Origin of the sequence: Neorhizobium petrolearium, assembly GCF_029854435.1 — a bacterium.
Taxonomy (GTDB): Bacteria; Pseudomonadota; Alphaproteobacteria; order Rhizobiales; family Rhizobiaceae; genus Neorhizobium; species Neorhizobium petrolearium.
This window is the reverse complement of record NZ_CP123000.1, coordinates 2,189,870-2,201,937: the sequence shown is the minus strand read 5'-3', so window position 1 is coordinate 2,201,937 and position 12,068 is coordinate 2,189,870. Positions and strand designations below refer to the sequence as shown.

The window sequence follows — 12,068 nt, the reverse complement described above, 5'->3', positions numbered from 1 at the left end:
AACTGCTGCAATGACCATCAAGCTGCAAAAGCCGGAAATTAACGAGCTGAAGCCGCGCATCACCGTATTCGGCGTCGGCGGCGGCGGCGGCAACGCCGTCAACAACATGATCACGGCCGGGCTGGAAGGCGTCGATTTCGTTGTCGCCAATACCGATGCCCAGGCGCTCACGATGACCAAGGCTGAACGGATCATCCAGATGGGTGTCCGGGTCACCGAAGGTCTCGGCGCCGGCTCGCAGCCGGAAGTTGGTCGCGCCGCCGCTGAAGAATGCCTCGACGAGATTGTCGATCACCTGAACGGTACGCATATGTGCTTCGTGACCGCCGGCATGGGCGGCGGCACGGGCACGGGCGCCGCTCCGGTTGTGGCACAGGCCGCCCGTTCGAAGGGCATCCTCACCGTTGGTGTTGTCACCAAGCCGTTCCACTTCGAAGGCCAGCGTCGCATGCGGCTCGCCGAATCTGGAATTCAGGAGCTGCAGAAGTCGGTCGATACCCTGATCGTCATTCCGAACCAGAACCTCTTCCGCATTGCCAACGACAAGACGACCTTTGCAGACGCTTTTGCGATGGCCGATCAGGTGCTCTATTCCGGTGTCGCCTGCATTACCGACCTTATGGTCAAGGAAGGCCTGATCAACCTCGACTTTGCCGACGTCCGGTCGGTGATGCGCGAGATGGGCCGCGCGATGATGGGCACGGGCGAAGCGTCCGGTCCGGGCCGCGCGATGCAGGCGGCGGAAGCGGCGATTGCCAATCCGCTCCTCGATGAGACCTCAATGAAGGGCGCTCAGGGGCTGCTGATCTCGATCACCGGCGGCCGCGACCTGACCCTCTTCGAAGTCGATGAGGCCGCGACCCGCATCCGCGAGGAAGTCGATCCGGATGCCAACATCATCCTTGGTGCGACCTTCGACGAGGCGCTTGAAGGCCTGATCCGCGTGTCGGTCGTCGCCACCGGCATCGATCGTGGTGCTGCCTCGGTCGATATCCGGGCCGCTGAGATGCGCGCTGCTCAGAGGCCGGTGATTCGTCCGTCTGCGGCTGTGTCGTCGGCTCCGTCCGTTGCGGCTCAACCGGCTCCGGTTGCCCAGGCCGCTCCGGCTCCGAAGCCGGCTGTCGACCCGATCGCCGAGACGATCCGCATGGCAGAGGCCGAGATGGAGCGCGAGCTCACCATCCCCGAGCCGCCGCAGGCTGCCCCGGCGCCTCAGCCGGCCGCTTCGCAGCCGGCTATGCAGCAGCATCATGAAGAATTCCGGCCGCAGAGCCGTATCTTCGGTGCTGCGCCGGTCGACGCTCCGGCCCCGATCGCGAGCCGTCCGGCTCCGGCCCCGCAGCCTGCTCCGGCAATGACGCAGCCGGCGCCCCGCATGGCGCAGCCGGTCCACCATGAGCCGGTCGCTCCTTCCATCTCGACGGTTGTCGAACCGGTGCGCATGCCGAAGGTTGAAGACTTTCCGCCGGTCGTGAAGGCCGAGATGGACCGCCGCGCTCAACCCGTACAGCATGTGCAGGAAGAGCGTGGTCCGATGGGGCTCCTGAAGCGAATCACCAATTCGCTCGGCCGCCGCGATGAGGAAGAGCCGGTCAGCGACATGACGGCTCCTGCTCCTGCTCCCCAGCCGCGTCGTCCGCTGTCGCCGGAAGCCAGCCTTTATGCGCCGCGCCGCGGTAACCTCGACGACCATGGCCGCGCCGTTCCGCAGGCTCATCACGAGGACGATCAGCTCGAAATTCCTGCCTTCCTGCGCCGCCAGTCGAACTGAGTTAACAACGGTCACGAAATGTGAAAGAGGCCCGGATCACGCATCCGGGCCTTTGCTCGTTTTCTTAACCCGTACGCGGAGTTAACAACGTAACAATCGGAAACGAACAGTGATTTGGAATGCGCCGGACGGCTGCGTATGTAGTGCGATGAAAGACGCGGAATGAGGCCTCCCGATTCAGGTGATTGGTCTCTGGACGCTAGGAATTTCGGATCACTTTGCCTTAGTGGTCCGACGATAAAGAAGGCAGTAGGAATGACCATCGGATTGCTCGGTTTCCAGACCACCATCGCCGCCCCGGTAACCTTGACGGGGATAGGCGTTCATTCCGGAGCGCCTGTCGATATTACCTTCCAGCCTGCCGAAGCCGGTACCGGCATCGTGTTCACGCGCGTTTTCGAAGACGACAGTTCGGTAGAATACCGCGCCGTCTCTTCTCAGGTCGGTCCGACGGATCTGTGCACCGTTCTCGGCAGTTCGCCCGCAAGGTGGATTGCCACGATCGAGCATGTCATGGCGGCTCTTTATGCTCTCGGTATCGACAATGTCGTGATCGATGTCGACGGCAGCGAAATGCCGATCATGGATGGCAGTTCCTATCCCTTCATCGAGGCGATCGAGCAGGTCGGCATCGTCAATCTCGGCATCAAGCGCCGTTATATTCGTGTCGTGAAACCGGTGCGTATCGATTCGGGTTCATCCTGGGCCGAGTTCCGTCCGCATGACGGCACCCGGTTCGAAGTCGAGATCGACTTTTCCTCGCCGCTCATCGGCCGGCAGAAGTGGGAAGGCAATCTGACGCCGGAGACTTTCAAGCAGGAGCTTTCCCGCGCCCGCACGTTCGGCTTCATGCGTGATGTGGAACGCCTTTGGGCCGCCGGTTATGCGCTCGGCTCCTCGCTCGAGAATTCGGTCGTCATTTCCGACGATGATACGGTCGTGAATGTCGAAGGCCTGCGCTACGAGGATGAGTTCGTTCGCCACAAGGCGCTGGACGCCGTCGGCGATCTGGCGCTGGCCGGCGCACAGTTCATCGGCTGCTACCGGTCCTATCGCGGCGGTCACAAGATGAATGCGAATGCGCTGAAGGCGCTCATGAGCGATCCGACGGCCTACGAAGTCGTCGAGGCTCCGTCGTCGCGTGTGGCTCGCGTGCGGGCAGGGGAGTTCGTGCCGGTCAGCATGCAGGAACTGACGCCCTGGTTCGCCTGAAAAAAATATGATCCAGTCCACCTGGCCGCTTCCTCGGAGGCGGCCTTTTCTTTTGGGCGACGACCTGCAATGCCACAAAAATGCATTAATGCGCCATCATTGCGTTGCTCTCCCTTTGCTTTTATGGGTAGAACCGCCTGCTCGGGGCAGGGCTTCAATGCGCGGGACGATCGGGAACTGTCGAATGAACCATGTAAGGTCTGTTGGAATGCGTAAGACGGCAAGAATGGCGCTTGTCTCGCTGATGCTGGCTGGCGCCGGTCTGGGCATGACGGCTTGCCAATCGGACCGCGATATCGACATCACAAAGCTCGGCATGGAGACCGATCCGCCGGAAACGCTCTACAACCAGGGCCTCGCCAACATGAAGGCCGGTAACCTCGCCGAGGCAGGCCGCAAGTTCGATGCGATCGACAAGCAGAACCCGTTCACCGAATGGGGTCGCAAGGCGCTCGTCATGAGCACTTTCACCAAATACCGGCTGGGACGTAACGACGAGGCGATCACCACCGGCAACCGCTACATGAGCCAGTATCCCCAATCGCAGGATTCAGCTTATGTGCAGTATCTGGTCGGTCTTGCCTATTCGAAGCAGATCGCCGACGTGACGCAGGACCAGAAGGCTGCGATGCGCACTATCGAAGCGATGAACAAGGTCATCAAGGACTATCCCGATTCCGAATATGTCGAGGACGCGCAGGCCAAGATCCGCTTTGCGCGTGACCAGCTCGCCGGCAAGGAGATGCAGGTCGGCCGCTATTACCTGGAGCGCAAGGAATACCTCGCGGCGATCCAGCGCTTCCGTGTCGTGGTCGAGCAATATTCCAACACCAACCAGGTGGAAGAGGCACTGGCGCGACTGACGGAAGCCTATTATGCGATGGGTATCGCCGAGGAAGCGCAGACTGCCGCGGCCGTTCTCGGACGCAACTATCCGGACAGCCAGTGGTATGCCGATTCCTACAAGCTGTTGCAGAGCGGCGGCGTCGAGCCTCGCGAGAATCGCGGTTCGTGGATTTCTCGCGCCGGAGCGAAGCTCATCGGCGCGTAAGGTACAGCGCAAGATCGGGGAAACATGCTGATCCAGTTGTCGATCCGCGATATCGTTCTGATCGAGCGGCTGGATCTTGCCTTCGAGACCGGCCTGTCGGTGCTGACCGGCGAAACGGGCGCGGGCAAATCGATCCTTCTCGACAGTCTGTCGCTCGCGCTCGGTGGCCGCGGTGACGGTGGCCTTGTGCGGCACGGGGAAGAGAAAGGGCAGGTGACTGCCGTCTTCGACGTGTCCGGCACTCACGCCGCCCGTCAGCTTCTGCGGGAGAACGGGATCGATGACGACGGCGACCTGATCTTCCGCCGCATCCAGTCCGCCGATGGCCGCACACGTGCCTCCATCAACGATCAGCCGGTGAGCGTTCAGCTCATGCGGCAGGCGGGGCAGCTTCTCGTCGAAATCCACGGACAGCACGACGACCGGGCATTGATCGATACGGATGCGCACCGCACGCTTCTCGATGCGTTTGCCGGTTTGAGCGATGAGGTCCAGCAGCTTTCCGGCCTCTACAAGACCTGGAAGGATGCCGAGCGCGCCTTCAGGACGCATCGCGCCAGGGTGGAGGCTGCCGCCCGCGAGGCTGACTATATCCGCGCCTCGGTCGAGGAGCTCGAAGCGCTGGCGCCTCAGGACGGCGAGGAGGACGAGCTTGCCGAGCAGCGGTCACGCATGCAGAAAGCCGAACGGATCGCAGGCGACATTTCCGAAGCCTCCGAATTCCTCAACGGCAACGCGTCCCCCGTTCCGCTGATTGGTTCGCTGGTGCGGCGTCTTGAGCGCAAGAGCCATGAGGCGCCGGGCTTGCTGGAGGAAACGGTAGAACTGCTCGACACGGCGCTCAACCATCTCTCCAACGCGCAGATGGAGATCGAGGCGGCGCTCCGGAAGACCGAGTTCGATCCGCGCGAACTGGAGCGGGTGGAGGAGCGGCTGTTCGCATTGCGCGCTGCCGGCCGCAAATATTCCGTTGCCGTCGCCGACCTGCCGGCGCTTACCGAAAAGATGATCGCCGATCTTGCCGACCTCGATGCCGGCGAGGAGAAGCTTGCCGAGCTCGAAAAGCTGACGGGCGCCGCCAAGGCGGAATACGATCGGGCGGTCGTCGCCCTGTCGGGGAAGCGCCGGCATGGCGCCGAGGCGTTGGCGGAGGCCGTGATGACCGAGTTGCCGGCACTGAAACTGGAACGCGCCCGCTTCATGGTGGAGGTAGCAAGCGATCCCGAGGCTGCGACCGCCGAAGGCATAGACACGGTCGAATTCCACGTGCAGACCAACCCCGGCACGCGTCCTGGCCCGATCATGAAGGTTGCATCCGGCGGCGAGTTGTCGCGTTTCCTGCTGGCGCTCAAGGTGGCGCTTGCGGATCGCGGCTCGGCTCCGACGCTGGTCTTCGACGAAATCGATACCGGCGTCGGCGGTGCGGTGGCAGACGCGATCGGCCAGCGGCTGAAGCGGCTTTCCGAGAAGGTGCAGGTGCTTTCAGTGACGCACGCACCGCAGGTGGCGGCGCGCGCGGCGACCCATCTCTTGATCTCCAAGGGACCGGCTGGGCAAGGCTCGGACAAGATCGCCACTCAGGTTGCCACGATGGAACCGGAGCACCGCACGGAGGAGATCGCCCGCATGCTGGCAGGGGCTTCCGTGACGGACGAGGCGCGGGCAGCGGCAAAGCGGCTGCTTGCCGGCGGCGGCTGATCGCAGATGCGGCTTTACCATTTCAGCGACGATCCGGGGATCGAACGCTTCGAGCCGCGGCCGGTCCGGGTTGCGTCGCCGCGGCAACCCGGCAAGGAATGGCTGAATGGTCCGCTTGTCTGGGCGATCGATGAAGCACACGAATTCATGTATCTCTTTCCGCGCGATTGCCCCCGGATTCTGATCTGGGCGAAGCCGGACACGCTTGCGGACGACCGCCGATCCTGGCTCGGCGATTGGCGCGCCGTAGCCTATGTCGAACGCGTGTGGCTCGATCGTTTGAGCGGGGAAACGATCTGTCGTTACGAAATGCCGGTTGAAGGGTTCGAGGATCTCGATGACGCCGGCATGTGGGTCGCCCGCCGGATCGTCGTGCCGATCGGTGTTGCCGCGCTGTCCGGGCTGGACCGGGAATTCGCGCCGCGGGGCGTCGAGCTTCGCGTCGTCGATAGCCTGAAGCCTCTCAAGCCTCTCTGGCAGAGCAGCCTGCATGTCAGCGGCATCAGGCTTCGCAATGCGCTCGATTGGGTCTAGGGCGACCTTCCCGCATCGCTCTCTTCCCATTGCGGAAATTTGCTCTAAAAAACGACTCCGCGATCGCGAGGAGTGCATCCACATGTCCGTCGAAAAAACGCCCGTCGAAGACCTGACCGAAGAACAGGCCGCAGCCGAGCTCGCTTATCTGGCGGCCGAGATCGCCCGTCATGACGAGCTCTATCACGGCCACGATGCGCCTGAGATTTCCGATGCTGATTATGACGCGCTGAAGCGGCGCAACGATGCGATCGAGAAGCGGTTTCCGAAGCTGATCCGGGCCGACAGCCCGTCGATCCGCGTCGGCGCCGCACCTTTGCCGACATTCGCGCCGATCACCCATGCGCGGCCGATGCTGTCGCTCGACAACACGTTTTCCGACGACGACGTGCGCGACTTCGTCAACTCCGTCTACCGTTTCCTCGGACAGCTTCCGGATGGTTCCATCGCGTTTACGGCGGAGCCCAAGATCGACGGGCTCTCCATGTCGATCCGTTACGAGCACGGGCGGCTCGTCAATGCAGCGACGCGCGGAGACGGCACGACCGGCGAAAACGTTACCGAGAACATCAGGACCATCAAGGAAATCCCCAACCGCCTGCCGACCGGCGTGCCGGACGTCATCGAGGTGCGCGGCGAGGTTTATATGCGCAAGAGCGACTTTCTGGCGCTCAACGCGCAGATGGAAGCGGAAGGCAAGCAGACCTATGTCAACCCGCGCAACACCGCCGCCGGATCGCTTCGCCAGCTCGACGCCAGAGTGACGGCCAGCCGAAACCTGAAATTCTTCGCCTATGCCTGGGGCGAGATGTCGGAAATGCCGGCCGACACCCAGATGGGCATGGTGGAGAAATTCAAGGAATGGGGGTTTCCGGTCAACCCGCTGATGAAGCGGTTAAACTCGGTTGATGACATTATCGACCATTACAAGCAGATCGGGCTGAAGCGTCCGGACCTCGATTACGAGATTGACGGGGTGGTCTACAAGGTTGACCGGCTCGACCTGCAGGGAAGGCTCGGCTTCCGCTCGCGCTCACCGCGCTGGGCGACGGCGCACAAGTTCCCGGCCGAGCAGGCATTCACCCGTGTGGAGAGGATCGATATCCAGGTCGGGCGGACCGGCGCGCTGACACCCGTCGCGCGTCTCACGCCCGTCACCGTCGGCGGCGTGGTGGTCACCAACGCGACGCTGCACAACGAGGATTACATCAAGGGCATCGGCAATTCCGGTGAGCGCATCCGCGAGGAGGAGCACGATATCCGTATCGGAGACACGGTCATCGTGCAGCGGGCCGGCGACGTCATCCCGCAGGTGCTCGACGTCGTCATGGAAAAACGTCCTCCTGACGCCGTGCCTTACGAGTTTCCGAAAAAATGTCCGGTCTGCGGCAGCCATGCGGTGCGGGAAGAAGGTGAGTCTGTTCGAAGATGCACGGGCGGATTAATTTGCTCGGCTCAACAGATCGAACGTCTTCGTCATTTCGTTTCGCGCGATGCATTCGACATCGAGGGGTTTGGAGATCAATATGTCGAGCTTTTCTTCGCTGCGGGTCTACTCAAGACGCCTGCTGATGTTTTCCGCCTTCACCTGCATAGCGACGAGGTGAAGAAAGCTATTCTGGAATATCGGGAGCTCCTTCAGCGTGAACGTGAAGAGCGCACGGGCAAGCGGCGGAAGAAAGTGTCCGCGGAAGATTCGCGATCTTTCGAGGGCGTGGATAAGCTTTTTGCTTCCATCGATAAGAGGCGGCATATATCCTTTGAGCGCCTGCTTTTTGGTCTGGGCATTCGTCACATCGGCGAAGTGACTGCAAAGGCCCTTGCTCGGCGTTACAATAAGCCTTTAGACTTCCTAGCGGCAATTATCGCGGCAGCCGACGGACGACCAGGCTCTGCTTGGCATATATTGTCCTCTGTGGATGGCATTGGCGGTGTCACACGGGATGCACTGATCGCCTCCGTTGGATCGAGTGCTCCGGCCGGTTTCGGGCTATCTCACGAGAGCTGGCTCTCTGGCGTTGGCCTCAACAAAAAACAAAAGCAGAATCTTCTAAGTCGATTTGGCGATGCGGAAGGAGTCTATAGAGTGGTTTTGGCTGCTTCCAAGGGAGCGCCAAATCCTGCTTATAAAGATTTGGCTAACCAGAAGGATGTTGGAGAGGTCGCCGCAGATGCTTTGATTGACTTTGTCACTGAGACACACAATCGAGAGGCCGTGGATGACCTCCTCAGCTATCTCGATGTTTTCTTTGATCAGCCGGCGTCCTCCAGCAGCGAGTTGTCAGGAAAGACGGTGGTTTTTACGGGCAACCTGGAAAAGATGACGCGTAACGAAGCAAAAGCAACTGCCGAGCGGCTTGGTGCACGTGTTTCGGGTTCTGTTTCCGGGAAAACGGATCTTGTTATTGCGGGACCAGGCGCTGGCTCGAAACTGGCCGACGCTCAAAAACACGGGGTCAAGATCATAACTGAAGACGAATGGTTGTCGCTGATTGAGTAGGCGGCGTGTGAGGGCTGCGCACTTAAACAATATGATAATCAGAGATGCCTAACCCAGTGTTCTTCGGAAACGATCACTATCGGGTGACCTTTGTCTCGTAACTCGCACGCTTGCAAAATCTTATTGCCAAATGCCGAGTGTTTCCAAGAATCTGTCGCGTAAACACCAATGACGAGAACGTCGGTCTTTTTGGATAGTCCCCCGACCATAGCACCACGCTCTATCATCACTGTCTCGCAATGCTTTCGCTGGCCGAAATTAAATGTTCCGGTGAAACAGTAGGTTTTACCTGCAAAAGTTAGATCAGGTGCGGGAGAGCTAAGCGGAAGTGATGTCGCCTTGAGAGTCTCTCCGAGTTCGAAATTTCGATTGGCAAATCGATCTAGTGTATCAAGGAGTTCAGATATTTCGATCTGATCCACAACACCATCAGCCAATATCTCTGTTACTCTCTTGTATAGCGTGCTTATAACTGGTTGATCCCAGACAGCGCCGTTGGCGACGAGCCATTTCTGGAGGAACTCGACTTCTTGCTGATTGAGCATTCCATCGGCCACCAGTCCTCTTGCTAAGCCTATTAGCTCATCAATCTGTCGGCTCGAAATCCGGTCATTTTCAAACCTGATGAGTGTTGCTTCATCCATGTAATTCATGCCCCCTCAGTTGATTGTATATGAGAGCAAATACACAAAAAAGTCGAGTATCCTTGATAGGCTTTTCATTCGCGTTCCTGGCGCCGGCTCCAAGCTCGACAAGGCGAGGGAGTTCGGCGTCCAGGTGATGGACGAGGACGAATGGCTGGCCTTTATCGGCGGGTGACGCTCACGTCCGAATTCTGGCCATCGTATAGGCATCCACATATTCGCCATCGCGAAAACCGAAGCAGCGGAGGTGGCCTTCCTTGACGAAGCCGTTCCGTTCGTAGAGGCGGATGGCGCGGTCGTTGTCGGTATAGACGGTCAACTCGACCCGTTTCAGGTTCAGCCAGCGGTCAGCGATGGCGAGGATTTCGCCGAGCAGCGCCCTGGCTATGCCGCGGCCCTGATAGGCGTCGTGGACGCCCATGCCGATGCTGCCGGCATGCGCCCGGCGCGGGTTGGGAAAGCGGCTGAGCCCGCAAATGCCGACGATGCGACCTTCGAACTCGGCGATGAGTTCAAAGGAATTGCTGGACTGATTCTCGATGTTCTTGCGAACCTCGTCGGGCGTGTGGTGGGGTATGCGCAACGTGCCGTAACGGTAGCCGGGCAGGTTGATCAGGGTGGCGATCGCCGGAGCGTCGTCCGGCGTGCGTGCGCGGATCGACAGGCCTGTGGGCCATCGGGCATCCGGATCGAGCGGGGGCGGGGTATCGAATTCACTCATCATACTCTCCTTCGTTTCGCCGAAGCAGAGCGGGAGAACCGACCCTGCCTTGCTTTGGCAGGGTTGGTGGACGGATGACCGGCTAACGCGCCAAAACCGCCACGCACCCTGCGGGATGGATGGTCACGGTAAGATGCATATGGGCGGCGAACTTGGTCATGACCGGCATGAAGCCAGAGAGCGTGCGAAGCGTCAAGAGTTCATACCGCCCGTCTTTGCCGAATCGGGTCGCGGGCTGTAGAAGTCGGTCGACATCCATTCGGGACCAGCCTTTGAAGACCATAGCCATCGATTTCGAAACCGCCAATGAACAGCGCGGCAGCGCCTGTTCGGTAGGTTTGGCATGGATCGAGGACGGCGAGGTCGTGCGGGTGGAGGAACGGCTCATTCGTCCCAAGGATATGCGCTTCTCGTCCTTCAATATCGCCATTCACGGCATCCGGCCGGAACATGTCGAAGACGCGGGTGAGTTTCCCGAGGTCATGGACGAATTTGCCGACGATTTCCACGGGGCGACGATGATCGCCCACAACGCCGCCTTCGATTTCAGCGTCTGGCGCGCCTGCCTCGATGCCTATCGGCAGAGCTATCCCGAGCTTGCCTATCTCTGCAGCGTGAAGATGGCCAAGAAGGTCTGGCCTCATCTCGGCTCCCACAAGCTGAATGTTCTCGCCGACCATCTTGGGCTGCGGTTTACGCATCACAACGCGGCAGAGGATGCCGCGATCTGTGCCGAAGCGACGATTGCCATTGCCGGCTCCCTGCAGGTTTCGCATGTCCGCGATATTCCCGCTGCGATCGGCATGAAGGTCGGTCGCCTCTTCTCCGGTGGCTATGATCCCTGTACCTGTCGTCTGAAATGAGACATTCGGACATGCCTGCTTGTAACGGCGCTGGCACGTCTTATCTCAGATCACGGATTGTTTACCGGAGTTCCTGTCCATGAAACGCCTGAACCGCCTCGCATCCGCCGCTGCCCTTTCCGTCGCCTTTCTCTCCATTCCAGCTTCCGCCGAAGTGGTCGGCAAGGTCGGAGTTGACTGGATCGGCAACGACATCGTCGTGGAGGCGATTGCGGATCCGGAAATCAGGGGGGTGACCTGCCACGTCACCTATTTCGACCGCTCGATCATCGACCGCCTGAAGCAGGGAAACTGGTTCGAGGACCCGTCGAACAGCTCGATCGCCTGCCGACAGACCGGGCCGATCGAGATCGGCGATATCGACCTGTCCAGAGGCGGTGAGGAAGTCTTCCGCGAAGGCCGCTCGCTGATCTGGAAGGATCTTCTCGTCAAGCGCATCTACGACAAGGCGAACGATACCCTGGTCTATCTCGCGCATTCGCGGCAGATCGTCGAGGGATCGGCGAAGATGGCGATTTCGACGGTTCCGCTCTACAACCAGAACGCCGTCTGGAAGAACGGCAAGCCGCAGCCCTGATCCGGCCTGCCGTATGCGGAAAACCGGGCTGGCGCGCCCGGTTTTCCGGGGATCATGGATCAGCGGACGTAGACGATCCTGCTGCCATCCGCCGCCTTTTCGATGCCGACCACGTTGTTCAATTCGACATTCTGGCTGACGAGCGTTTGGCGGAGCCTGGAATCGGTTCTCACCTCGTTCTGGGCTGCCTTGACCGTCGACTGGTCGGGATGGGCAAAGGTATCGGGAATGCTGAGGAAGCGGGCGCTGTCGTCTGCGCCCGGATCGGTATAGATGATCCGGACATCATTATTGCCGGCCGGGACTGCCATCGAACCCATCTCACGGGCATAGGCGCTTCCCATCGTGGCGACGGACATCAGGACTGCGAGTGCAAAAGCCTTGTTCATGGTCATTCTCCTGTCTTCGTAAACCAGCCGAAGAGTTTTGAAGCGGTTCGGTTGGGCGTTTTGCGACGGGAGAACTCGCAGTGCACAAAAGCGGTTCCGGATATTATT

The 12,068-nt window shown here is 60.2% G+C and carries 11 protein-coding genes; 8 read left to right on the top strand and 3 right to left on the bottom strand.

Features of this window, described 5'->3' with window-relative positions; all coding sequences use genetic code 11:
- Positions 1-10: 10 nt before the first annotated feature.
- The 6 genes from ftsZ to ligA all read left to right on the top strand — a co-directional run bounded on the left by ftsZ (position 11) and on the right by ligA (position 8,766).
- A complete protein-coding gene (ftsZ, locus tag QEO92_RS11190) occupies positions 11-1,771 on the top strand; it encodes a cell division protein FtsZ (protein WP_227703052.1) in 1,761 nt (586 codons plus the stop codon).
- A 255-nt stretch (positions 1,772-2,026) separates the two neighbouring features.
- The gene (gene lpxC / locus QEO92_RS11185) at positions 2,027-2,983 is read left to right on the top strand and encodes a UDP-3-O-acyl-N-acetylglucosamine deacetylase (protein ID WP_227703050.1); all 957 of its coding nucleotides are present in this window, start codon (positions 2,027-2,029) and stop codon (positions 2,981-2,983) included.
- A 184-nt stretch (positions 2,984-3,167) separates the two neighbouring features.
- A complete protein-coding gene (locus tag QEO92_RS11180; protein WP_037147486.1) occupies positions 3,168-4,034 on the top strand; it encodes an outer membrane protein assembly factor BamD in 867 nt (288 codons plus the stop codon).
- A 24-nt stretch (positions 4,035-4,058) separates the two neighbouring features.
- Entirely contained in the window at positions 4,059-5,732 is a 1,674-nt protein-coding gene (gene recN / locus QEO92_RS11175) for a DNA repair protein RecN (protein ID WP_227703049.1), read from the top strand.
- A 6-nt stretch (positions 5,733-5,738) separates the two neighbouring features.
- Complete coding sequence (locus tag QEO92_RS11170; protein WP_227703048.1) at positions 5,739-6,266, top strand: DUF6886 family protein; 528 nt, start codon at positions 5,739-5,741, stop codon at positions 6,264-6,266.
- Positions 6,267-6,348: 82 nt separating this feature from the next.
- Complete coding sequence (gene ligA / locus QEO92_RS11165; RefSeq protein ID WP_227705144.1) at positions 6,349-8,766, top strand: NAD-dependent DNA ligase LigA; 2,418 nt, start codon at positions 6,349-6,351, stop codon at positions 8,764-8,766.
- Positions 8,767-8,804: 38 nt separating this feature from the next.
- Here ligA and QEO92_RS11160 read toward each other — a convergent pair whose 3' ends face one another.
- Positions 8,805-9,410: a BRCT domain-containing protein gene (locus tag QEO92_RS11160; RefSeq protein WP_227703047.1), complete on the bottom strand. Its 606-nt coding sequence runs from the start codon at positions 9,408-9,410 to the stop codon at positions 8,805-8,807.
- A gap of 178 nt (positions 9,411-9,588) precedes the next feature.
- Positions 9,589-10,131 carry a GNAT family N-acetyltransferase gene (locus QEO92_RS11155; RefSeq protein ID WP_227703046.1) on the bottom strand — a complete coding sequence of 181 codons (543 nt, stop codon included), beginning with the start codon at positions 10,129-10,131 and terminating at the stop codon, positions 9,589-9,591.
- 272 nt (positions 10,132-10,403) lie between these two features.
- Between QEO92_RS11155 and QEO92_RS11150 the strand changes: the two genes are divergently transcribed.
- Together QEO92_RS11150 and QEO92_RS11145 are read left to right on the top strand one after the other, a co-directional pair.
- A complete protein-coding gene (locus tag QEO92_RS11150) occupies positions 10,404-10,994 on the top strand; it encodes a 3'-5' exonuclease (protein ID WP_037147475.1) in 591 nt (196 codons plus the stop codon).
- Positions 10,995-11,073: 79 nt separating this feature from the next.
- The gene (locus tag QEO92_RS11145) at positions 11,074-11,571 is read left to right on the top strand and encodes a CreA family protein (RefSeq protein WP_227703044.1); all 498 of its coding nucleotides are present in this window, start codon (positions 11,074-11,076) and stop codon (positions 11,569-11,571) included.
- 59 nt (positions 11,572-11,630) lie between these two features.
- Here QEO92_RS11145 and QEO92_RS11140 read toward each other — a convergent pair whose 3' ends face one another.
- On the bottom strand, positions 11,631-11,960 hold the full coding sequence (locus QEO92_RS11140; protein ID WP_037147471.1) for a hypothetical protein: 330 nt from the start codon (positions 11,958-11,960) through the stop codon (positions 11,631-11,633).
- Positions 11,961-12,068: the final 108 nt, after the last annotated feature.